At 73.7% G+C, this 22187-nt stretch carries 16 protein-coding genes and 3 pseudogenes; 10 read left to right on the top strand and 9 right to left on the bottom strand.

Features of this window, described 5'->3' with window-relative positions:
* Positions 1-1027 precede the first annotated feature (1027 nt).
* Positions 1028-1867, top strand: coding sequence for a putative protein N(5)-glutamine methyltransferase (locus tag ACN6LD_RS32185; protein WP_415924944.1), 840 nt, complete (start codon positions 1028-1030; stop codon positions 1865-1867).
* Here ACN6LD_RS32185 and ACN6LD_RS32180 read toward each other — a convergent pair.
* Both ACN6LD_RS32180 and ACN6LD_RS32175 read right to left on the bottom strand, forming a co-directional pair.
* A complete protein-coding gene (locus ACN6LD_RS32180) occupies positions 1860-2537 on the bottom strand; it encodes a hypothetical protein (protein ID WP_445045030.1) in 678 nt (225 codons plus the stop codon). The two genes, ACN6LD_RS32185 and ACN6LD_RS32180, sit on opposite strands and share 8 nt — an antisense overlap.
* Positions 2538-2698: 161 nt before the next feature.
* Entirely contained in the window at positions 2699-4762 is a 2064-nt protein-coding gene (locus ACN6LD_RS32175; protein ID WP_319194185.1) for a SpoIIE family protein phosphatase, read from the bottom strand.
* Between the two features lie 245 nt (positions 4763-5007).
* Between ACN6LD_RS32175 and ACN6LD_RS32170 the strand changes: the two genes are divergently transcribed.
* The 4 genes from ACN6LD_RS32170 to ACN6LD_RS32155 all read left to right on the top strand — a co-directional run bounded on the left by ACN6LD_RS32170 (position 5008) and on the right by ACN6LD_RS32155 (position 9173).
* The gene (locus ACN6LD_RS32170; protein ID WP_445045029.1) at positions 5008-5910 is read left to right on the top strand and encodes a hypothetical protein; all 903 of its coding nucleotides are present in this window, start codon (positions 5008-5010) and stop codon (positions 5908-5910) included.
* A gap of 122 nt (positions 5911-6032) precedes the next feature.
* A complete protein-coding gene (locus ACN6LD_RS32165) occupies positions 6033-6401 on the top strand; it encodes a hypothetical protein (protein WP_057581514.1) in 369 nt (122 codons plus the stop codon).
* Positions 6402-6543: 142 nt separating this feature from the next.
* A complete protein-coding gene (locus tag ACN6LD_RS32160) occupies positions 6544-8559 on the top strand; it encodes an FAD-dependent oxidoreductase (protein ID WP_445045028.1) in 2016 nt (671 codons plus the stop codon).
* Positions 8560-8603: 44 nt separating this feature from the next.
* The gene (locus ACN6LD_RS32155; RefSeq protein WP_445045027.1) at positions 8604-9173 is read left to right on the top strand and encodes a PadR family transcriptional regulator; all 570 of its coding nucleotides are present in this window, start codon (positions 8604-8606) and stop codon (positions 9171-9173) included.
* Between the two features lie 26 nt (positions 9174-9199).
* Here the strand turns inward: ACN6LD_RS32155 and ACN6LD_RS32150 are convergent, their stop codons facing one another.
* On the bottom strand, positions 9200-9739 hold the full coding sequence (locus tag ACN6LD_RS32150; protein ID WP_445045026.1) for a hypothetical protein: 540 nt from the start codon (positions 9737-9739) through the stop codon (positions 9200-9202).
* Between the two features lie 179 nt (positions 9740-9918).
* Complete coding sequence (locus ACN6LD_RS32145) at positions 9919-10860, bottom strand: fibronectin type III domain-containing protein (RefSeq protein WP_445045025.1); 942 nt, start codon at positions 10858-10860, stop codon at positions 9919-9921.
* 454 nt (positions 10861-11314) lie between these two features.
* Here ACN6LD_RS32145 and ACN6LD_RS32140 point away from each other — a divergent pair.
* A pseudogene (locus tag ACN6LD_RS32140) lies at positions 11315-12022 on the top strand (glycoside hydrolase family 75 protein); the annotation flags it as partial.
* Positions 12023-12381: 359 nt separating this feature from the next.
* Here ACN6LD_RS32140 and ACN6LD_RS32135 read toward each other — a convergent pair.
* The 4 genes from ACN6LD_RS32135 to ACN6LD_RS32120 all read right to left on the bottom strand — a co-directional run bounded on the left by ACN6LD_RS32135 (position 12382) and on the right by ACN6LD_RS32120 (position 15513).
* Positions 12382-12792: a PTS sugar transporter subunit IIA domain-containing protein gene (locus ACN6LD_RS32135; protein WP_319198339.1), complete on the bottom strand. Its 411-nt coding sequence runs from the start codon at positions 12790-12792 to the stop codon at positions 12382-12384.
* A 7-nt stretch (positions 12793-12799) separates the two neighbouring features.
* Positions 12800-13399: a dihydroxyacetone kinase subunit DhaL gene (gene dhaL / locus ACN6LD_RS32130; RefSeq protein ID WP_319198341.1), complete on the bottom strand. Its 600-nt coding sequence runs from the start codon at positions 13397-13399 to the stop codon at positions 12800-12802.
* 46 nt (positions 13400-13445) lie between these two features.
* Positions 13446-14438, bottom strand: a complete 993-nt coding sequence (gene dhaK, locus ACN6LD_RS32125; RefSeq protein WP_319198343.1) for a dihydroxyacetone kinase subunit DhaK — start codon at positions 14436-14438, stop codon at positions 13446-13448.
* Between the two features lie 397 nt (positions 14439-14835).
* Positions 14836-15513: a TetR/AcrR family transcriptional regulator gene (locus tag ACN6LD_RS32120; RefSeq protein ID WP_319194804.1), complete on the bottom strand. Its 678-nt coding sequence runs from the start codon at positions 15511-15513 to the stop codon at positions 14836-14838.
* Between the two features lie 202 nt (positions 15514-15715).
* On the opposite strand from ACN6LD_RS32120, the gene ACN6LD_RS32115 reads away from it, so the two are divergent.
* Positions 15716-16555, top strand: a complete 840-nt coding sequence (locus tag ACN6LD_RS32115; RefSeq protein ID WP_319194806.1) for an SDR family oxidoreductase — start codon at positions 15716-15718, stop codon at positions 16553-16555.
* Positions 16556-16650: 95 nt separating this feature from the next.
* Here ACN6LD_RS32115 and ACN6LD_RS32110 read toward each other — a convergent pair whose 3' ends face one another.
* Entirely contained in the window at positions 16651-19641 is a 2991-nt protein-coding gene (locus ACN6LD_RS32110) for a glycosyl hydrolase 115 family protein (RefSeq protein WP_445045024.1), read from the bottom strand.
* A gap of 458 nt (positions 19642-20099) precedes the next feature.
* Between ACN6LD_RS32110 and ACN6LD_RS32105 the strand changes: the two genes are divergently transcribed.
* The 3 genes and pseudogenes from ACN6LD_RS32105 to ACN6LD_RS32095 all read left to right on the top strand — a co-directional run.
* A complete protein-coding gene (locus tag ACN6LD_RS32105) occupies positions 20100-21014 on the top strand; it encodes an SCO6745 family protein (RefSeq protein WP_445045023.1) in 915 nt (304 codons plus the stop codon).
* Between the two features lie 179 nt (positions 21015-21193).
* Positions 21194-21634 (top strand): annotated as a pseudogene (locus ACN6LD_RS32100) (RpiB/LacA/LacB family sugar-phosphate isomerase); the annotation flags it as partial.
* Positions 21635-21820: 186 nt separating this feature from the next.
* A pseudogene (locus tag ACN6LD_RS32095) lies at positions 21821-22060 on the top strand (phosphoketolase family protein); the annotation flags it as partial.
* Positions 22061-22187: the final 127 nt, after the last annotated feature.

Raw genomic sequence — 22187 nt, 5'->3', positions numbered from 1 at the left:
CGTACCGGCACCAGGGCCCCGAAGGAATTTGCTACACCATCTGCCGGCCCTGTTGTTGCGCCGGCCTCGTGTTTCCGCGGACCCGACCTGAACACTGCCGGGGATGCGGGGATCGCGAATGCGTGACCGGAGACCACCTCACTGTCGATGTCCTGCGGTACCCGGACCCACTGTTCGTCCGGGCGATCCTGATGGCGCGGGCTCCTCCGTTCTTCCCTCTGATCAATCACTTGCGAAACCGGTACTGCGGTACTGCCGGCGGCCTGGAACAAGCGCCGCCCTCCGGCAGCCGGCCCCGTCGCCCGTCCTGCATCTGCTCGGGCTTGGAACCCCACTGCCGAACTTCCCGGTACGCGCGCCCGCAGTCAGACGCCTTTACCGGGGAACCGCTGGAGAACTGCACTGCGGGTACTGCGGTCCTGCTCGTGGCGGCCCCTGATCACTGCGGCCACCCGGTCCGGCCGTCAGTCCCGTCGCCGCCTGCGATACCCCTGGCTCCGGAACTCCACCGCCGCACCGTCCTGCGTACTGCTGCCCGGCAGTTCGTTTCTGCCGGGCCCTTCTTGATCTCGGCTACGAGAGAAACCATAACTGGCCCGTCGTCCAATGTCTACTCCCGCCAACATAGATTTTCGTGGGTCTGTCCGCGAGGAAGTCGCCCACGAACGGACCAGTGCACAAGCAGACCCCTGGCCTCTGCGGCTGGGCAGCCGTTCAGGGCGGCGCGCCTGCGTCCCGTCGCGGAGGGCGACACCGAATCCGGCTCGACTCGCGCATGTCCCGCGAACGGCGGCGCGGGCGTACGCGAAACGGCACGACTCGGGGTGGGCCGGGCGCTCCGGGGAGCGGCTCGTCGTTGGGGTAGGGTGGCCGTCCGGCTGCGGAGGTCCCCAGTCGCGCGAGGGCGAGGGGGTGAGACCCATTACCGCAGTGTCAGGTCGGGTGCTCTCCTCTCGTGACGGCGTCAGCCGCCGTTCGTAGGCGGTCGAGGGAGCGCCCTTCGGATCCCGAAAGGCTTCCTGGCTTCATGCCTCCCATGTCTTCGCCCTTCCCGCCCGGCTCGGCTTCCTCGCCGCTCCCCTCCTCCTCTCCCGTGCTCTCCCATGACGCCCTGGTCGCCGTTCTGCGGGCAGGCGGATGCGTCTTCGCCGAGGAGGAGGCGGAGTTGATCCTCGCCGCCGCCCGGACCCCGGACGAGGCCGCCGCCATGGCGCGGCGGCGTGCGGCCGGTCTGCCCCTGGAACACGTCGTCGGCTGGGCCGAGTTCCACGGTCTGCGCGTCCGCGTCGAGCCGGGCGTCTTCGTGCCTCGCCGTCGCACCGAGTTCCTCGTCGACCAGGCGCTCGCCGCGGCGCCGCACGCGTCCGTCGTGGTCGACCTGTGCTGCGGCTCCGGCGCGGTCGGCGCCGCGCTCGCCGCGTCGCTCGGGCAGGTCGACCTGCACGCCGCGGACATCGACCCGACGGCGGTGCGCTGCGCCCGGGGCAACATCGTCGGCCACGGCGGACACGTGCACACGGGGGACCTGTTCACGGCGCTGCCGGACCGGCTGCGCGGCCGGGTCGACATCCTGGCCGCCAACGTGCCCTACGTTCCCACCGGCGAGGTCCCGCTGCTGCCGGCCGAGGCCCGCGAGCACGAACCGCTCGCCGCTCTCGACGGCGGCGGCGACGGACTGGACGTGCTGCGCCGGGTCGCCGCCGAGGCGCGATGCTGGCTGGCCCCCGGCGGCTGTCTGCTGGTGGAGACCAGTGAGCGTCAGGCGCCGGACGCGGTCGAGGCGTTCGCGCGCGGCGGTCTGACGGTGCGGGTGGCGCGGGACGAGGAGCTGTACGCCCACGTCGTCGTCGGGACCCGGGTCAGGTAGCCGCTCCGCTGTCCGCGGGGCCCGGTGAGCGGTCGTCGCCTCCGCGACCCCACGGGCCGTGACCGGGGAAGCCGCCGCGCCGGTCGTCCCGGCGATGTCCGTCGGGGGAGCCGGACAGGACGCGGTCGGCCGTGTGGGCGTCGCCGGAGCGGGACCCGACGACGGTCACCGTGTCGCCCTTCTTCGGCGCGTCGGCTCCGGAGGAACCGTGGGCGGACCCGGTGGCGTCGGGACCGAGTGCCCAGGTCCATGAGACGCCGTCCTCGCTCCGGACGGTGATCCGGCCGTCGTCCGCCTTCTGCACCGTGCCCCGCTGCCAGACGCGGACCACCCAGCCGCCGGTGCCGGGGTCCTTCACGGTCGCCTCGCCGTGGGCCGCCTCGCCGCCGAAGCCGGACCACGGGCCGCCGTGGCCGTGCCGCTCCCCGGGACCGTGCGAGGAGGACGCGGACGGCGATGCGGACGGCGCACCGCCGGAGCCGTCGGAGGCGGCCGCGTACGCGACGGCGCCGCCGAGCGCCAGGACCGCGACGGTCGTCGCCGCGATCACCGCCCGCCCGCGGGGCGACCTGCGCCGCCACGACGTGCGCGGGCCGGAGCGGTCCCGTTCCTCGGCGTCGGCCGGCGTCGAGAGCGCCTCGGCGGGGTCGGGCTTGTCGGGCTGCTGCATCACGGCTCACGCTCCTCGGCCACGACGGCGGCGTCACGCACACGCCTCCCTGTGATTGTCCGCGGGGGCGGGTAAGGAGCCGATAACGAAGAGCTGTGAATCGGGCGCCGCGGCGGCCCGGGGGAGTGCCCGACCAAGCCGCGCGCGGCCCCTGCCGGCCGTCACTGCCGAGGCAGTGCGCGCGCCACCAGCAGGGCCACGTCGTCGTGGTTGTCGGGGTGGTGCAGCGCGCTGAGCAGCTGGTCGCAGACCTCCTCCAGCGGTCGCGCGGGATCGTCGAGCAGCGCCAGCAGCGCCTCCAGGCGCTCGTCCAGGGAATGGGTGCGGGTCTCCACGAGACCGTCGGTGTACAGCACGAGCTGGTCGCCGGGGGCGAAGTCGACGTCGGTCGTGGAGAACGCCACGCCGCCCACGCCCAGCGGCGCGCCGGTCGGCAGGTCGAGCAGCTCCGGCGGACGCCCCGGGCGCACCCGCGCCGGCGGCAGATGCCCGGCGTTGGCGATCCGGCACCTCCCCAGCCGGGGGTCGTGCACCGCGTACACGCACGTGGCGATGGAGTGGTCCAGGCCCTGGGTGATCCGGTCCAGGTGTTCCAGGAGCACCGCCGGGTCGAGGGCGAGGGAGGCCAGCGTCGTCGTCGCGGTGCGCAGCCGGCCCATCGCGGCGGCGGCGTCGATGCCGCTGCCCATCACGTCGCCGACGACCAGCGCGGTCTTGCCGTCCGGCAGCGGGATGACGTCGAACCAGTCGCCGCCGACCTCGGTGGTGGCGTCCGCGGGCTGGTACCGGGAGGCGACCTCGAGGCCGCCGGTGACGGGCGGATGGCTGGGCAGCAGGCTGCGCTGGAGGGTGAGCGCGGTGGTCCGGGCGTTCTGGTACCAGCGGGCGTTGTCGATCTGGACGGCCGCGCGGGCCGCCAGCTCGCGGGCGAGCAGCAGGTCGTCGCGGCTGAAGGGCAGCGGGTTGCGGGTGCGTTTGAGGTCGAGGGCGCCCAGCACCTCGCCCCGCGCGATGAGCGGCACGGCGAGGTAGGAGTGCACGCCGGCCCGGGCCAGCAGGCCCACCGCGTCCGGGGAGCGGGCGATGCGCCCGAGGTCGTCTTCCTCGACGTGCGCCACCATGACCGGCCGGCCGGAGCGCACGCACTCGGTGACGAGGCGGTCGGGCGCGTAATGCGCCACCTGCCCGGGCCGGTCGGCCGCCAGCAGCGCGTCCGGCTCGTCGACGGCCCGTACCGCGAGGGCGCGGATCACCGCCGACTCGGCGGGCCCGAGGCTGGTGCGCCGGCCCGCCACCACGGCGTCGAGCAGATCCACGGCGGCCACGTCCGCCAGGTCCGGCACGGCCACGTCGGCCAGCTCGCGCGCCGTGCGCTCCAGATCCAGGGTGGTGCCGATGCGGGCGGAGGCGTCGGCGATCAGGGCCAGCCGCCGGCGTGCCGCCTCGGCCTCCACGGCGGCCCGGTGCCGGTCGGTGACGTCCCTGACCGAGACGGCCACGCCGAGCACCGTGCCGCGGGCGTCCTCCAGCCGGTACAGGGAGAGCGACCAGGCGTGCTCCTGGTCCGGGTCCGCGGGGGTGCGGCCGGTCGTGGATCGGTCGACGAGCGGCTCCCCCGTCTGCAGCACCTGGCGCGCCGCGGCCTCCAGGGCGTCCGCGTCCAGCCGGGGCAGTACCTCGCGGACGGTACGGCCGATGTGCTCTTCGGCCGGCAGCCCGTTGATGCGCTCCAGGGCCGGGTTGACGGAGACGTAGCGCAGGTCGGTGTCCAGGACGGCGAGGCCGTTGGGGGACTGCGCGACCATGCGGGTGGACAGGGCGACGTCCCGCTCCAGCTGCCGCACCGTCGTCTGGTCGGCGGCGAGGCCCAGGGCGTAGACCCGGCCCCTGTCGTCCATCAGCCGCATGTTGCGGAACTCCACGAGGCGGGTGGTGCCGTCCTTGCGCCGGATGGGGAACGCTCCCGCCCAGCTCTGGCCGGTGGCCATCACGTCCGCGAAGAGCTTCACGACCAGGTCGACGTGCCGTTCGTGGACCATCACCCGCGCCGCGAAGCGCCCGAGCGCCTCCTGCGCCGAGTAGCCGAAGAGCTCCTCCGCCTGAGGGCTCCAGAGCGCGATGCGGCCCTCGGTGTCGAGGACCACCGAGGCCACGTTGAGGATGTCCAGCAGTCCGCTGGGCCCGCTCGGGCCGCCGTCGGCTGCGGACGATCCGGCTTCGCTCATGCCACGCACCGCCTCCGCACGTCGATGCGGCACGCCGTCCCCCGTGCCGACTCCCCCTGTTCTACCGTGCTCAACCCATTTCTCCCACGCCTTGCGCGGCCCTTCTCCATGCTCCTCCAGTACGGCTTCGCGCGCTGTTCTCCTCAGGGTCCGAACCCGTCCATGAATTTGGTCTGTACATGCCCATCGCGGCCGGGCCAGACTGTCCGCCGAGCGCGCCCACCCCCCCCTCGACGAGGAGACCCATGCCCCTGCGCCCTGCCCGCCGCCGCACCCCCCTGGCCGGCGCCGCCCGCACCGCCCGAGCCGCGGCTCTCGCGCTGTCCGTCGCCGCGGTCGCCGCCCTCTCGGCGGCCCCGCCCGCCGCTGCCGCCGACACCTGGACCGAGATCGGCTCCGACCGCGCCGATCCGCTGACCGAGAGCCAGGGGCTGGCCTCCGTCGAGGCGCCGGCGAACAGCGCCAACCGCTACACCGGCATCGGCACCATCCCCATCGGCCTGTCCGTGCGGGGCTGGAACCACGTCGGCGACCCCGACGCCTCCTACGGCGGCTACTACGTCGAGCCGTACCAGAGCGACTCGTCCGGCTCGAAGATGTACCGCGTGCAGGCGCCGGGCGGTGCGTGGTCGGAGTACGTCCACACGCTCGGCCCGGGCGAGGCGCTGAACAACTCCTGGGTGGCGATCACTGCGGACAGCCAGTGGATGCTGTCGGGCGAGTGGGGCACCATGACCCGCTTCCTCGTCTTCCCGACCCCCGGCGCCAACGCCGCCACCTCGCCCTCCGCCAATCTGCCGCAGGCCTCGACGGTCCGTCTCGACCACGCCGTCCGGGACGTCCAGGGCTGCGACTTCACCGGCCCCACCACCTTGCTGTGCGCCTCCGACGACCCCGCGGGGACGCTCTTCGGCATCACCAAGCCCCTCCTGCAGATCGATCTGTCCGCCGCGCCGGGCGGCGCCTCGGACGTCACCGGTCATGTCACGGCACTGCGTCAGCTGCCGCTGCGCAGCTCGTGCTCCGGGTCCTTCGAGGCCGAGGGGGTCGACTACGACCGCAGGACCGCCACCCTGCGGGTGATCGTCGTCTCGCCGGGCTTCTGCGTGCTCACCGACAGCAAGACCTACCGCTTCACCCGCGGCTGAGCCCGGCGCCGCCGACCGCTGCGTCGCTGGTCCCGCTCGGAAAGAGGTGCTTTTCTGGGGATGTGGCGCGGTTCGCGGGGAACCCGCACAGCCGCGCCACCGCCATGAGAGGAGCGATCACGATGGATCGCGAGCGATCGCACGAGGAATCCGTCTCCGTCGAGATCAGCGGATGCAGCAAGGAGGACGCCCGGATCGTGTTCGACACGCTGAACGCCTGCTTCGAGTCGGACCGCGGCAGCGGCGAGGATCCGCAACAGCTGCACGAGAGCCGGCCGATGGTCTGGCTGGGCACCTTCGAGGTCACCGAGGCGCGCGACTGCGCCGAGCCGGCCCGGCTCTCGTCCTCGGTCGAGGCCGACGCGCAGGGCAGTTACTGGGCGATCGAACGGCTGCGCTCCACGCTGGACTCGGTGTTCTCGGTGCGCGACCTCTCCTCGGCCTCCGGGGATCAGGAGCGCGAGCTGCACGTCCTGCTCGAGAGCCGCTGAGACGCCGTCCGCCGCAGGTCCGCCGCGACGGCGTCGCCGGTGACCTGCGGCACATCGGCCCGGCTTGATTGTGCAACTAGTTGCACAACCCGTGCGCGGTCCTCTAGAACTGAGGGACTACCGCCGCGCACGGAGGCCTGCCATGAGCCGATACCCCCACCTGCTGAGCCCCCTCGACCTGGGCTTCACCACGCTGCCCAACCGCGTCCTGATGGGCTCGATGCACGTAGGCCTGGAAGAGGCCGAGAACGGCTTCGCGCGCATGGCCGCGTTCTACGCCGCCCGGGCACGCGGGGGAGTCGGCCTCATCGTCACGGGCGGCATCGCCCCCAACGACGAAGGCCGGCCGGGCGAGGGCGGCGCCAAGCTCACCACCGAGGCGGAGGCCGAACAGCACCGGATCATCACCGACGCCGTGCACGCCGAGGGCGGCCGGATCGCGATGCAGATCCTGCACTTCGGCCGCTACGCCTACCACCGGGACCTGGTCGCTCCCAGCCCGCTCCAGGCGCCCATCAGCCCCTTCGTGCCCCGCGAGCTGACCGACGCCGACATCGAGCGCACCATCGACGACTACGCCCGAACCGCCCGACTGGCACGGCAGGCCGGCTACGACGGCGTCGAGATCATGGGCTCCGAGGGCTACCTCGTCAACGAGTTCATCGCGGCGCAGACCAACCACCGCACCGACCGCTGGGGCGGCAGCTACGAGAACCGGATGCGGTTCCCGGTCGAGATCGTCCGACGGGTGCGCGAGGCGGTCGGCGAGGACTTCATCGTCGTCTACCGGCTGTCCATGCTGGACCTGGTGCCCGGCGGATCGACCCTCGAGGAGGTCGTCACCCTCGCCAAGGCCGTCGAGGCCGCCGGCGCGACCATCATCAACACCGGCATCGGATGGCACGAGGCGCGTATCCCCACCATCGCCACCTCGGTGCCGCGCGGCGCCTACACCTGGGTGACGAAGAAGCTGATGGGCGCGGTCTCCGTGCCCCTCGTCACCACCAACCGCATCAACACCCCGGACGTGGCTGAGCAGTTGCTCGCCGACGGCTGCGCGGACATGGTGTCGATGGCCCGCCCGATGCTCGCCGACCCCGACTTCGTCAACAAGGCCGCGGCGGGCACGCCCGAGGCGATCAACACCTGCATCGGCTGCAACCAGGCCTGCCTCGACCACACCTTCAGCGGCAGGATCACCTCCTGTCTGGTCAACCCGCGCGCCTGCCACGAGACCGAGCTGGTCCTCGCGCCGACCCGGCTGCGCAAGCGGGTCGCCGTGGTGGGCGCGGGCCCGGCCGGTCTGGCGTGCGCGGTGAGCGCGGCCGAACGGGGCCACGACGTCACCCTCTTCGACGCCGCGAGCGAGATCGGCGGCCAGCTGAACGTGGCCCGCAGGGTCCCCGGCAAGCAGGAGTTCGACGAGACGCTGCGCTACTTCCGCCACCAGCTCGACGCCCACGGCGTCGACGTGCGACTGGACACGTTCGTCGCCGCCGAGGACGTGACCGGCTACGACGAGGTCGTCGTCGCCACCGGTGTCAGCCCCCGCACCCCCGACATCCCCGGGATCGACCACCCGAGCGTCGTCGGCTACCTCGACGTGCTGCGCGAGGGCGCGCCGGTCGGCGACCGCGTCGCGATCCTCGGGGCGGGCGGCATCGGCTTCGACGTCGCCGAGTTCCTCACCGACGGCGGCGACAAGACGAGTGAGGACCCCGCGGCCTACTTCCGCCAGTGGGGTGTGGACATGGACTACCAGGGGCCCGGCGGCCTCGCCGCCCCCGAGCGTCCCGCCCCGCCGCGCAGCGTCCACCTCCTGCAGCGCAAGACCAGCAAGGTCGGCGCGGGCCTCGGCAAGACCACCGGCTGGATCCACCGCACCGAGCTCAAGCACCGGGGCGTCACCATGGTCCCGGGCGTGCGCTACGACCGGATCGACGACGCCGGGCTGCACGTCACCGTCGGCGAGCAGAGCACGGTCCTGGAGGTCGACACCGTCGTCCTGTGCACCGGCCAGGACCCGCGCCGCGACCTCTACGACGCGCTGGTCGCCGCCGGCCGCAGCGTGCACCTCATCGGCGGCGCGGACGTGGCCGCCGAACTGGACGCCAAGCGCGCCGTCCAGCAGGGCACCGAGCTGGCGGCGGCGCTGTAGGCCGGCCACGCGGAGCCGTCCGGGACCGTCCCTAGGATGACTGCATGTCACTCCCGCACGCGATCCTCACCGCCCTCCTCGAGCGGCCCTCCTCGTCGGGGCTGGATCTGACCCGCCGGTTCGACAAGTCGATCGGCTACTTCTGGTCGGCGACGCACCAGCAGATCTATCGCGAGCTGGGACGGCTGGAGGCCGAGGGCCACATCCGGGCCCTGCCCGCGGAGCAGCCGGCCCGCGGGCAGAAGAAGGCCTACGAGGTCCTGCCCGCCGGCCGCGCCGAACTCGCCCGGTGGACGGCCGCCGCGCAGGACCCGAAGCCGCACCGCGACGCCCTGCTGTTGCGGCTGCGGGCCGCGGCCGTCGTCGGCACCGCCGGTCTCGACGCCGACCTGCGGCGTCATCTCGAGCTGCACCGGCGGCAGTTGGCCGAATACCGGGAGATCGAGCAGCGTGACTTCCCGGTCGGCGACGACAGCGCGCAGGCCAGGCTGCAGCACCTGGTCCTGCGCGCGGGCATCGAGCTGGAGACCTTCTGGACGCAGTGGCTCACCGAGGCTCTGGCGAACCTGCCCCTCGTGGGCGACCTGCCCGTCGTGGAGGGCGAGTCCGGCTGAGCGCCCGGTTCGCCGAAGGCCCGGGACTACAGCCGGTAGGGCTTCGAGCGCCGGCGCAGGAACCAGGCCCCTGCGATGACGCCGGCTCCCACCAGCGCCCCGCCCACCGCCATGGTGACGGGGCCGTAGTCACGGGCCGCACCGCCGAGGCCGCCCATGACGCCGCGCGAGGGCGAGGCTGTCGGGGTGGGCGCCGGCGTGGACGGCGTCGAGACGATCACGGACTGGGTGCCCGCGGTGCTGCCGTTGGAGCACATGACCACGACGGTGTAGGTGCCCGGGGAGACCGCCGACCACGCGGCCGACTGGCTCGCGGCCGTCCCGGACAGGGCCACCTGACGCCCCTGGGCGAAGCTCCCCTGACCGCTGGTGAGCAGCGCCGCGGTGCCCCAGCTGCCGTTGATCTGGGTGCAGGCGCCGGTCACCACCGACACCGTGGAGCCGGTGGTGCTGACCGAGATGCCCGACGCCCGGGCGGCGGCGGGCCCGGCGGCCAGGGCGAGCGGCAGCGCGGCGGCGACCGCCACGCCCAGTCCTGAGCTGACGAACAGACGGGAATTGCGCATGGGATGTCCTCCGGCGGCGGCACGGTTGGCGGTACATCCCTTGCGCCGCCGAGGATCGGGTTCGTCCGTGCTGCCTCAGAGGCAGCCAACGCCCCCCTGCGCCGGCCCGCACGCGGACCGCCGCCGAGCAGGTGAGGGACTCCTTCGGACGGGCCAACGACGGTACGGCCCGGGGTGTCTCATGGCCCGGGGCCCGTCGTCACCGTCCGCTCCGCCGAGAACGCGCCCCAGCCGCCGTCCGGCAGCCGGGCCCGCACCCGCACCCGGTGCGCGACCCCGGCCTCCCCGCCCGCGTAGAAGCTGTACGCCGCCGTCCCCCGCGGAGGGGCGCCGCCCCACACCAGAGAGGTGGCGGGCTGCCCGTCGAGCTGTATCCGGTATTCCGTGACCACGCCGTCCACGCGGGGCGGCGTCCAGGACAGGTCGATGTAGTAGCCGCCGTCGGAGCCCCGGTGACCGGTCGCCCGGAAGTCGGCGGGCGCCGTGTCCGTCCCCTCGTCGTCCCCCTTCGCCGTGGTGATCCGCACCGCAGGTCCTGCGGGCGAGAGGTTGTCGGCCGCGTCCAGGGCGCGGACCGTGAACGCGTAACTCGTGCCCGGCCGCAGCCCCGTGACGACCGTCGCCGTCTGCGCCGCTCCGACACTGTGGATCTTCGCGTCGCCCCGGTAGACCTCGTACGAGACCACCTTCCGGTCGTCCGCGGAGGGCGACCAGGACAGCTGGACGGCCCGGCTCCCGGCAGCCCGGCCCGTCACCGCGCCCGGCGCGGTCGGCGCCGAGCGGTCCGCCGCCACGGCCGCCGGAGTGGTGGCCCGCACCTCCCGGCCGGGCGGTCCGAGCCGGCCCCGCGCGTCACGGGCCCGCACGGTGAAGGCGTACGCGGTGGACGGGGCGAGCCGGACGACGTCCAGCATGTGCGCGGAGCCGGGCGCCTCTCCGGCCTTCTCCGCGCCCAGGTACACCTCGTACGCGCTGATTCCGGCCTCCGCCGCGACCGCGTTCCACATGACGTGGACGCTCGTCGCGCTGCCGGCCGCGGCCGTCACGCCGGTCGGGGCGCCGGGAGCCCGGCCGTCGTCGTCGGCCGCGCCGACGGCGCAGCCGCCCGACAGGGCAGACACCAGAGCGCATCCCGTCGTCCACAGCACAACACGTCGCACGGCGTCGCCTCCCGGCCCGGCACGGCGGCAATGGTCCGGACCAATATGGCGCGGTGGTGCGGGCACATCAAGAGGGCGTGGCGGGCGGCCGTCCGCCGCCGCTCGCAACGGCCGCCCTCGCGGGACGTGCATACGGTGAGGCCCCCGTCCCTGCCGAACTCTCCCTGAGGCCGGACGAGTTGACGCGGACGGTGTGGACCGCGGCCGTCGCCGTCCGTGCACCGGCGCGGTGGCCCGGGGGTCCGGAGCCGCACCACGGCGCGGTGGCCCCCGGCCACGCGTCGTGCTGTCGGTCCGTCAGCAGCGGTCCCCGTACGGCCCTCTCGGAGTGGCCGCGCGCCCCGGCGGACACCAGATTGTTCCGAGTGCCCGTCAAAGTGCGTCCGTCCACGCCTCCACGAGAGGGTCCGAAACCGTGCGAGTCCAGTCGCTGACACTGGCCGTGGCAGGCCTCGCCCTGCTGGCCCCGACCAACCCGCCCGCCGCCGTGCGGCCGTCCGCGGGCGCCCCCGGGGCCCCGGCGGCGCGCCAGGAGGGATCCGTCCGCGCCGCCGACCTGCTGTCCCGGGTCCGCGACTGCACTCCCGTCTCCCGAGGCCGCTACCGCACGGACGACGGCGCGCCCGCCACGATCCCGGTCTGCGGCACCGACGAGGCGGTCTTCTGGACGGCCGACATGGACATCGACTGCGACGGCCGCCCGGGCCCGCAGTGCAACAGCCGCACCGATCCGCTGTTCTCCGCCGCCACGGCGTTCCAGCAGTCCGACGGCCGCTATCTCAGCGCCGACTCCCTGCCCTACATCGTCGTACCGGGCGCGAGCGAGATCTGGGACCACCGTGACCACGGGGTGCGCGGCGGATCCGTCGCCGCCGTCGTCTACCGGGACCGGGTGGCGTACGCGGTGGTCGGAGACACCGGACCGCGCGAGATCATCGGCGAGGCCTCGTACGCCGCAGCCGAGGCGCTCGGCATCCGCCCCGATCCGCGCGGGGGCGGCGCGCCGTCCGGCGTCACGTACATCGTGTTCAAGAACTCCAGGGCGACCCCCATCGAGAGCCACGCGTCCGCCGTGGCGGTCGGGGAGCGGCTCGCCCGGCAGTTCACCGAGGCCGCGGACGCGAGCCCGGACGGATCGCCGCTGTCCCCGGAGCGGGACGGCGAGGACGGCGAGGAAGACACGACGCCCGTCCGCCCGCCGGGCTGGGAGGAGGACTGGGGCCCGTCGGACGACGCCGAGGCCTCGGACCTCACCGGCGTCTCGGGGACGTCACCGGAGCGGAGCGCCCGGGAACCGCGGCGGGGCCGGGAAGCCTCGACGGGCACGACCGGTGGGGGAGCGGAGAAGGGCGGCGCCGACAAGGCGGACGAGAAGGTCGCGACCGGCAAGGGGGCCGAGGAGGGCGAGAAGGGCCGGGCGGGGGAGTGAGCGGCCGGGGGCGGGCCGTCGGCACGGCCCGCCCCCCACTCGACTCGCCGGTGTCACACCTTCCGGTACGTGTACGCGTCCGCGGCCGCCGCCTCCACCGCGTCGAGGTCGCCGCCCGCGGCCGCCGTGACGACCGCGGCCACCGCGCCCTCGACGAACGGGGCGTCCACCAGGCGTGCCGTGTCCGGCAGTTCGTCGCCCTCGGCGAGCAGCGCCTTGACCGTGAGGACGGCGCTGCCCAGATCGGCGAGGACGGCGACCCCGGCGCCCCGGTCGACCGACGCGGCGGCGGCGGAGATCAGCTCGGCGCTGGTGCCCAGCCCCCCGCCCTCCGTGCCGCCCGCCGCGGCGACCGGGACGGCCGCGCCGCCGCCCGTGAGCCCTCGCGCCAGCTCGGCCACGGCCGCGGCCACCGCCGCGCTGTGCGAGACCAGCACGACGCCCACCGTCTTGTCGTCGCTCATCGTCGCCTCACTCCCCGCCGGCCGTGCAGAGGGCGGCGACGAGCAGCGCCGCCGAGGTCGCCCCCGGATCCTGATGGCCGATGCTTCGCTCGCCCAGATAGCTGGCCCGGCCCTTGCGCGCCTGCAGCGGCGTCGTGGCCTCGGCCCCCTGTCCGGCGGCCGCCCGCGCGGCCTCGAAGCCCTCGGTGAGGGCGTCGACGGCCGGCACCAGCGCGTCGATCATGGTCTTGTCGCCGGGCGCGGCGCCGCCGAGTGCCATGACGGCGTCGACGCCCGCGCGCAAAGCCTCGGCGAACTGCGGTTCGTCGACCTCGGCGGCCTCCCCGAGAGCCTTGCCGGTACGGCGCAGCAAGGTGCCGTACAGGGGGCCGGAGGCGCCGCCGACCGTCGAGATCAGCTGCCGTCCCGCCAGGATCAGGACGGCGCCCGGAGTCTCCGGCGCCTCCTTCTCCAGCGCCGCGGTCACGGCGGTGAAACCGCGCCGCAGGTTGCTGCCGTGGTCGGCGTCCCCGATCGGCGAGTCGAGGGCGGTGAGCCGGTCCGCCTCGCGGTCGACGGACGCGGCGGTCGCCGTCATCCAACGGCGGAAGAAGTCGGCGTCGAGCACAGGATCTCCTTGCGTGGTCGGTGTCTGCCGGACTGCTCTCTCCGCCTCACACCCCCCAGCGCAGCCCCGGGGTCCTGACCGGGGCGTCCCACAGCCGCAGCAGTTCCTCGTCGACCTGGCACAGGGTGACCGAGGCGCCGGCCATGTCGAGGGACGTCACATAGTTGCCGACGAGCGTACGGGCGACCGGCACCCCGCGCTGGGACAGCACGCGCTGCACCTCGGCGTTGAAGCCGTACAGCTCCAGCAGCGGTGTCGCGCCCATGCCGTTGACCAGCAGCAGGACGGGGTTACGGGGCGTGAAGTCGTCCAGGATCGCCTGGACGGCAAAGTCGGCGATCTCACCGGACGTCATCATCGCCCGCCGCTCCCGGCCCGGCTCGCCGTGGATGCCGACGCCCAGCTCCAGCTCGCCGGGCGGCAGCTCGAAGGTCGGGCTGCCCTTGGCCGGCGTCGTGCAGGCACTGAGGGCCACGCCGAAACTGCGCGAGTTCTCGTTGACCTGCCGGGCGAGCGCCTCGACCTGCTCCAGCGGCCGGCCCTCCTCGGCGGCGGCGCCGGCGATCTTCTCCACGAAGAGCGTCGCGCCGGTGCCGCGCCGCCCGGCCGTGTAGAGACTGTCGGTCACCGCCACGTCGTCGTCGATCAGCACCTTCGCGATCCGGATGCCCTCCTCCTCGGCGAGCTCGGCGGCCATGTCGAAGTTCAGCACGTCGCCGGTGTAGTTCTTCACGATGAACAGCACGCCGGCCCCGCTGTCCACGGCCGCCGCCGCGCGCAGCATCTGATCGGGAACCGGCGAGGTGAACACCTCACCCGGGCAGGCCGCCGAGAGCATCCCGGGTCCGACGAACCCGCCGTGCAGCGGCTCGTGCCCGGACCCACCGCCCGACACCAGCGCGACCCGCCCGGCCACCGGCGCGTCCCGCCGCACGATCACCCGGTTCTCGACGTCGACCGTCAGCTCGGGATGGGCGGCCGCCATACCGCGCAGCGCGTCCGCGACCACGGTCTCCGCAACGTTGATCAGCATCCTCATGGATACCTCCAGGTGGGCTAGCAGGTGAGTCCCTGCTTCCATTCTGCCGGTCCGACCGGCGTCGAGCGGAGGTCATGGCGAACAGCGCCGGCCCACCGGCGATTTTCGTTCCCTGTGTCCCTGTGTCCCCGTGTCCCTGTGTCCCCGTGTCGGACGGAACGGCGCGGACGCACTCCGCCGCCCGCCGTCAGGACAGCAGTCGGCGCTCCTCGGCCGGACCGCGCCGGGCGGGCGCCGCGGCCTGCCGCCCGATGCGGCTCGCCCGGTGCGGCCCGCCCGATGGGGGAGGGACCCGATGGGGGAGGGATGCGCGTCGCGGTCGGGCGCCGTGCCGTACGGGAGGGCGGGCGGCCGGGCGGCCGGGCTCGCCGGGGCCGCTGGGCGGGCGGGCCCCGTGTCAGCCGGCGGGGGTGTGGAGGAGGCCGTTGATGAGGACGTTCAGGCCCCAGGCGTCCCGGTCGCCGGGCGAGAGCAGCGCCTCGCGCAGTGCGGTGACCATCGGGTAGCGGTCCGCGGGCAGGGAGGCGTACCGGCGGTCGGCCGCGGCGACGGCGTTCTCCTCGCCCGTCGCCCGGGCGTTGTAGACGCTCTGCTCGGCGGCGGCCGCGGCGATGTGCAGATAGAGCAGGTCGACGGCCCAGGCGGCGGTGACGTCGTCGAGGCCGCCCTGCTTGAGCAGCGCGAGCATGCGGTCCAGGACGAGCAGGGCGTGGTCGCCGCTGGGGATGGCCCCGAGGGCGACGGCGGCCAGCCCCTCGTGACGGCTCATGGCCTCGATCGCGGCGCCGGCCAGCGCCCGGAGCCGTTCCTGCCAGGAACCGTCGCAAGCGTCGTCCGAGGGGAGGGGCACCTGGGCGAGAGCCGCGTCGAGCATGGCGGCCATGAGGTCGTCGCGGTTGGCCACGTAGACGTAGAGCGACGCCGGGCCGGTGTCCAGCTCCTTGGCGACGCGACGCATGGTCAGCGCGTCCAGTCCGTCGCGATCGAGGATCCGCAGTCCGGTCCGCACGACGGCGTCACGGCTGAGGGGGGCCTTGGCGGGCCGCGCGCGGCGGCTGATCGGCTGCGAGCTCATGGGGGAGAGCGTAGTCCTGGGCGAACGGTGTTTGGAACGAACAGTGTTTGACACGAACGATGTTCGTTCCCTACGGTGAGGTGGCGGGCGCGAACGGTGTTCGTCACGAACGTGATTCGATTCGAGCCGCTTCCGGACTGCCGCAGGCGCTCCGCACCGCACACACCACACACCTCTGACCAGCAGAAAGATCGACGTCATCATGATTCTGATCACCGGCGGCCGCGGCGCGGTCGCCGCCCGCCTCACCACGCTGCTGCACGACGCCGGCCTGCCGCTCAGGCTCGGCTCCGCCCGCCCCGACGACCTCTCACCCCCCGAGGGCGTGCCCACCGTCCGACTGGACCTCACCGACCCGGCCTGTTTCCCGGCCGCACTGGCCGGCGTCACGTCCGTGTTCCTCTACGCCAGTTCGGACCGCGTCAAGGACTTCGTCCACCACGCCCAGGAGGCCGGGGTCGAGCATGTCGTGCTGCTGTCCTCCGCCGGCGTGCTCGGACCCGACGCCGGGAACGACCCGCTCGCCAGGTCTCACCTCGACGTCGAGAACGCCCTGCTGGCCTCGCCGATCACCACCACGATCCTGCGACCGGGCTCCTTCGCCTCGAACGCCTCGGCCTGGGCCTGGCCCGTGAAGGCCGGCCGGGCGATCAGCCTGCCCTTCCCCGACGCACACACCGACCCCGTGCACGAGGCGGACATCGCCGAAGCCGCCCACGCCGTCCTCGTCGACCCCCGCCACCACGGGGGCCGCTTCACCCTCAGCGGCCCCCGGTCGCTGACCTTCACCCAGCAGATCGACCAGCTCGCGGCCGTCATCGGACGCCCCGTCAGGGCCCAGCGGGTCACCCGGGAGGAATGGAAGCGGGAGATGGCCGACTACATCCCCGGCGTGTACGCCGACGCCCTCCTGAACTGGTGGGAGTCGAACGACGGCAAGCCCGTCGCCCTCACCTCCACCGTCGAGGAACTCACCGGCCACCCCGCCCGCCCCTTCACCGTCTGGGCGGCCGACCACAGCGCCGACTTCACCACCGCGTGACCCGGCGGGAGCGTCGTGGACGGTCAGGGCCCGTCCGACCCGGCCCCGCCGACAACGGGCGTCGCCCGCGAAGGCGACGCCCGTCGACGGGCCGGCTACCGGCTCGGCGCGTCCAGTCCCGGTGACGTGTCCGGGTCCGGGTTGAACACCGGGTGGTAGCTCTCCGGCGGTGCGAGATACGTGGCCGGCAGGCCGCCGGTGTCGATGACGATCTGGTCCACGGCGATCGCCGGGTCGACCATGAAGAGCCGCAGGACGTGCTCGCCGGGCGCGGCGACGGTCACCGACGCGGTCAGCTTCTCCACCCCCTCCTCGACGTTGCGCGCCCAGGCGTCACCGCGATTTCCGGTGGCCACGGACTGACCGGACAGGACGGTGGGCGGCTGGTCGTCCAGGGCTACGGCGAGACGCCGCGCACCCCGCTCGTCGAGCGAGGGCAGCCGGAAGACGGTGACCGGGAACGTCCCGGTGCTGGTGAAGCGCACCCGATAGCGCAGCTCCGGCGCACGAGCGGCGAGGTCGGTGGTCACCGGGGCCGCCGTGGACGGCGCGGCCTCCACCGCCGCCGCACCGCGGCCGAGCCCGCGCACGGTCCGCCAGCGGGCCCCGCCGCGCGCCACCCGGCGCTCGGTGTGCACGGCGTCGATCGACACCCAGCCGTTCGCCTCGACGAAGCCGCGCGCCCGCCGACGCGCTCGCTCACCCTCGTGGACGACCGTCAGCGGCACCTCGAAACGCTGGTCACCGCTGGTGAACGCCACCGTGACGGCGTGTGTGCCCTCCGGTGCGACGGGCCAGTCGATCTCGATCCACACCCGGGTCTGCTCGGTGAGCGAGCCGCCCGCGGTGCTCAGCCGGACCCACGGCCGGTCCGCCTCGGCGACCCAGGAAAGCGGGAGGAAACCGGTGTTGAAAACGTCCACGAAACGCCGGTCCCGGGTCGCGGAGGAGAACGGCAGCGGCCGTGCGGCGCCGACCTCGTTCCCCTCGGCGGCGATCCCCAGCCCGGACGTCTCCCGCCGGGCGACCCGGGTGACCGCCGGACGCCCCGGCGCCTTCGGGATCTGGGAGGGGTACGGATTGATGCAGCCGTTCCACTTCCCGCCCGCCACCTCGGTGTTGTACCGCTGGGTCAGCGTCGCCTCCTGGGCGTGCGCCGCCTCGGCGAGGTCCGCGAAGCGGTTGGTCCCGGCGCCGCGCCCCTGGCGTGCCGCCAGGACGTTGCGGTCCGCCCAGTAGTACTTCAGGTTCATCAGGTACGCGCCGTGCACCGGATAGTGGACGAGTTCGAAGAAGGCGTCCCGCAGAGCCGCGGGAAGTTCGTCCCCGAGCGCCGCGGTCCGTCGCAGCAGACGGTCGTAGGCGGCCATGCGGCGTCCCGCCTCGTCGCCGTGGTGGACCACGGAGAAGACGCCGCGGTCGATGAACTCCGGCCGCCGCTCCGCCGCGAGCCGGTAGTACTCGGTGCGGATCGAGGTGATCTCCCGGCCGTGCCGCAGCCCGAACTGCCGCCCGTACCACTCCGCGAGGAAGTCCTCGACGTTCCCGGCCGTCCACCGGTCCACGTCCCAGGCCATGTCCATGGAGAAGGACAGGCCCGTCTCGATCGACTTCAGGTCGCCTACGTTGAAGATCCACATCCGGTCGGCCCGGTGCTCGTACACCCTGCGCAACTCCTGCCACACCTTGGCCAGTTGCGTCGTGTCCAGCCAGAGATAGCTGCGCGGGCGGCCCCAGTAGGAGAGGTGGTGGTAGATGCCGTTGCCGCCCGGACGGGCGCGCTCCGCCTCGGTCGGCAGCTGGCGCATGTTGCCGTGGTTGTCGTCCGGCCAGATCAGCGTGACGTCGTCGGGCACCCGGACGCCCGCGTTGTACAGGTCCAGCACCTCCTTGTACGGGATGAAGATCTGCGGCTCGGCCGCCGCCCCGACCTCCTCCGCGAGGATCCGGCGCTGGTCGGCGATGATGTCGTTCATCACCGCCACCTTCTCCGCGATCGTGGTGGCGTTCTTCGTCTCCAGCGCGCTGTCGTGCAGCCCGCGCATGCCGAGCGTCCAGCTGCTCTCGTAGGCCGCGTTCTCCCGGGCCCGGGCCCGCCAGTAGTCGGAGATCACCGCCGGGTTCACCGTGTAGTCGTAGACCGGCAGTGTGCCGTCCGCGCCCCGGTGGTCCTCGGCCCACGGGGCCCACTCGTGGACGCCGTTGCGCAGCAGCGCCTCCGGATGGCTCGAGCCGACCACGATGCCGTACCGGTCGGCCAGTTCGGGGTTCTCCCGGTACTTGTTGAAGAAGTCGGAGTACGGATGCATGGCCGGCCACAGGTAGTTGGCCTTCAGCCGGAGCAGCAGCTCGAAGAGGCGCTCGTACGTCCGTGGACCGATGTTCTTGTCCGGCTCCTGCGTGCGGTGCGACCAAGTGGTCAGGTTCTGCTCGTCGTTGATGAAGACGCCCCGGTAGCGGACCGACGGTTCGCGGCGCACGAAGGGCCCCGCGGGCACGGCGACCGCGTCCCGCCGCTCGACGGGCACGTCGGCCCACCAGTACCAGGGCGAGACCCCGATGCGCTCCGAGGTGTCGTAGATCCCGTAGACCGTGCCGCGTGGGTCGCTGCCGGCGATCACCAGGGCGCGGGACACCCCGGGCGCGGGACGCTCGACCACCTGGGTCACTGACGCCTCCCGACGCCCCGTCACCCGCCGCACACCGAGCCGCTCGCGCGCGACGAGACGGTCCACGACCGGGCTCGAGCCGAGCGTGCCGACCACGATCAGCGCCGCGGCCCGTTCCGGCAGGGTGCGCAGCAGGGCCGGCCGGACCCCGGTGACCCGTTCCACGTCGGCCTGCAGATCGCCGGCCGCGCGGAGCACGGCGGGGTCCGCGCCCGCGTCCAGGAACACGTCGACGGCGACGCCGTCCCGCACCAGCTCGAAGTCCGGCCGGGCGGAAGCGGGGCCGCCGTCGGCGGCCTGGGCGGCGGAGGGCAGCGCCGCCGGCAGCAGCGGGGCCGCTCCGACGGCCGTCAGGCCCCGCAGAAACGCCTTTCGGCTCCATGGCTGCGAGGGGTCCTGTGGTGCGGTGTGCGGCATCGACGCTCCTGGCTAGACGCTGGCATGACCATGCTAGAAAGCGCTTTCTCCAGCACCCTAGGCCAGGGCGGACGCCGACGTCCACAACCGTGCGGCACGAGCCGACGGCGAGGTCCGCGCGTAGGCCGGCTTCGGGGGGCGGGGTTGTTATGACCGCCGTCATGACGGATGCTGCCTCTCGGTGCCCGGGTCCGTGCCCGGGTCTGTGCCCAGGTCCGCGCCCCGGGTCTGTGCCCGAGCAGATCGGCCTGCCGCGACGCGGGCTCACGCCGGAGCGGAACGGCCGGGACACCGAGGCCCAAGCGGAGGCCGGAGCGGGAGGCCGGATGCGGAAGCCGGAAGCGGAGGCTGGAGCTGGTGGCCGGAAGCGGAAGCCGGATGCGGAAGCCGGAGCTGGTGGCCGGAAGCAGATGCAGATGCAGACGAGGATGCAGCCAACGACCGGTCGGGAGGACTGGGTGAAGGACACCGTCGCACGGGCGATGTGGGAGAGGTTCGAACCGATCCACCAGCTGGTGTACTTCGCGCCCGAGGTGCGTGCCACCGCCGACGGCCTCGGGATGAGGGGCTACTGGATGGGCTACTTCGCCCTCCGTGCGGCGCCCCTCGGGCCTGCCCCCGCGGCCGTCGTCACCAGTTGTTTCTACGTGTTTCACCCCGACCGGGTGGCGCGTGCGCTGCCGGACGCCTGGCGTGCGGCGACGGCCGAGGACGTGCTCGCGGCACGTGGGCGGGCGGTGGACGCCGCCATGACGGCCCTCTACGGTCCGGAGGGCGTGGGCTCGCCGGAGATGGCCGAGGCCGCGGAACTCGCCTGGGAGGCGGCGCGGGCGGCGGACACCGCGGGGCGCGTGCTGGGCGCGGCCAACCAGGCTCTGCCCCGCCCGGAACAGCCGCACGTCAGGCTGTGGCAGGCGCTGACCACCCTGCGCGAACACCGCGGAGACGGCCATGTCGCCGCTCTCGTCGCCCGCCGCCTGGGGCCGGTCGGGGCCATGGTGCTCAAGTGTGCGGCGGGCGAGTCGGACGCGGAGTTCCAGCGGCAGACCCGCAGGTGGGACATGACGGCCTGGCATGCGGCGCAGCGGGAACTCCGCGAGCGCGGCTGGCTCGACGAGGACGTATGCCTCACCGAAGCCGGAGCGGCGGCCCGGGCCGGGGTGGAGGCCGACACGGACGCGGCCGCCGTCACGCCGTGGACGGCCCTGGGATCCGCCGCCACCGCCCGCCTCGCCCATCTGCTCGAACCGCTCGCCCGCACCGTCCTGGACTCGGGGATCGTCCCGGCCGGCAATCCGGCGGGGCTCACGGGCGCATTCAGCGGCGGCGCCGCCGACGGATCCCCGAGCGGGCTTCCCGCGGTCGCGGAGTGATCGTCCGGTCGGCGTGGAAGATCGTGCGTGCGGTGCGTGCGGTGCGTGCGGTGCGTGCGGTGCAGGCGGGCAGCGCCGGGCGGTGCGCGCGTCCCGCCGGCGGGACGTCGTCCCACGGGACGCGCGTCTTTGAGGCGTTCGGGGCGACAGTGCGGGCCTGCCGTCAGTAGGCTCGCGGCATGCGGATCTCCGTCTCCTCGGACATGGACGAACCAGTGGCCCGCGCACTCGTGGCGGAGCTGCGCGGCCGCGGGCACGACGTGGTGCCGCACGGCGCGCTGCGTGCCGGCGACGACCTCCGGTGGGCTGTCTGCTCCGCTGCGGCGGCGCGGGACGTGGCCGACGGGACCTCCGAGCAGGCGGTCGTGTGCTGCTGGACCGGCACGGGCGCGTCCATCGCCGCGAACAAGGTCGCCGGCGTCCGGGCCGCCCTGTGCACCGACGCGGGCACCGCCGAGGGCGCCCGGCGCTGGAACGACGCCAACGTCCTCGCGCTCAGCCTGCGTCTGACCTCCGAGCCGCTGCTCAAGGAGATCCTTGACGCGTGGTTCGCGGCCGAGGCCGGCCAGGACGCCGAGGACCGGCAGAACCTCGCGCACGTCGCGGCGCTCGACGGTGCAGGTGCGTCAGACGCATCGGGGGGACCGGGTGCGTCGATCGCTTACCGTGGCCCGGTCGCCGCCCCCGACGGCTTCGGCGTGGGCGGGGCGCATTCGGGCCCGTAGGGTCCGCGCGTGCCGCTTGCGGCACGGCGATCAGTCCAGGAGGGCCGGAATCCTCGTCCCTTCGGGCGAGGAGCATGCCAAAAGGAGATCGGCGCCACGACCACGCCGTTCGACATGGTCGTCCGCAACGACCTCGACCGCTGCCGACTCGGCATGGACGTCATGGGCGTCATGGACGTCGTCGACCGGGTCCCAGGCCTCGCCGTGCGCGCCGCGGCGATGCGTCAGCGGGTGGAGGATGCGCCACTGCGCCACCACGACCGGATCCGCGCCCGTGGCACCGAGCTTCCCGCGGCGGCGAACAGGGCCTGGGACGGCTGAGGCTACGACAGGACCGCCGCCCCCGGGGGTGTCAGGCCAGGGCGCACGGGCCGGGGCGGACGGCGCAGGGGAAGGGGCAGACGCCGGGCCGTCGTGCGCCCTGGCACGACGCCGCGCCCGGTGCTTA

Source organism: Streptomyces sp. SAS_272, from assembly GCF_052543235.1.
The sequence above is the reverse complement of the archived record's forward strand: the minus strand, read 5'-3'. Positions and strand labels throughout refer to the sequence as shown.

Coding starts and splice junctions, on each gene's coding strand:
- ACN6LD_RS32185 (WP_415924944.1), top strand. CDS start 1,028: ATGCCTCCCATGTCTTCGCCCTTCCCGCCCGGCTCGGCTTCCTCGCCG.
- ACN6LD_RS32180 (WP_445045030.1), bottom strand. CDS start 2,537: ATGCAGCAGCCCGACAAGCCCGACCCCGCCGAGGCGCTCTCGACGCCG.
- ACN6LD_RS32175 (WP_319194185.1), bottom strand. CDS start 4,762: ATGAGCGAAGCCGGATCGTCCGCAGCCGACGGCGGCCCGAGCGGGCCC.
- ACN6LD_RS32170 (WP_445045029.1), top strand. CDS start 5,008: ATGCCCCTGCGCCCTGCCCGCCGCCGCACCCCCCTGGCCGGCGCCGCC.
- ACN6LD_RS32165 (WP_057581514.1), top strand. CDS start 6,033: ATGGATCGCGAGCGATCGCACGAGGAATCCGTCTCCGTCGAGATCAGC.
- ACN6LD_RS32160 (WP_445045028.1), top strand. CDS start 6,544: ATGAGCCGATACCCCCACCTGCTGAGCCCCCTCGACCTGGGCTTCACC.
- ACN6LD_RS32155 (WP_445045027.1), top strand. CDS start 8,604: ATGTCACTCCCGCACGCGATCCTCACCGCCCTCCTCGAGCGGCCCTCC.
- ACN6LD_RS32150 (WP_445045026.1), bottom strand. CDS start 9,739: ATGCGCAATTCCCGTCTGTTCGTCAGCTCAGGACTGGGCGTGGCGGTC.
- ACN6LD_RS32135 (WP_319198339.1), bottom strand. CDS start 12,792: ATGAGCGACGACAAGACGGTGGGCGTCGTGCTGGTCTCGCACAGCGCG.
- dhaK (WP_319198343.1), bottom strand. CDS start 14,438: ATGAGGATGCTGATCAACGTTGCGGAGACCGTGGTCGCGGACGCGCTG.
- ACN6LD_RS32120 (WP_319194804.1), bottom strand. CDS start 15,513: ATGAGCTCGCAGCCGATCAGCCGCCGCGCGCGGCCCGCCAAGGCCCCC.
- ACN6LD_RS32115 (WP_319194806.1), top strand. CDS start 15,716: ATGATTCTGATCACCGGCGGCCGCGGCGCGGTCGCCGCCCGCCTCACC.
- ACN6LD_RS32110 (WP_445045024.1), bottom strand. CDS start 19,641: ATGCCGCACACCGCACCACAGGACCCCTCGCAGCCATGGAGCCGAAAG.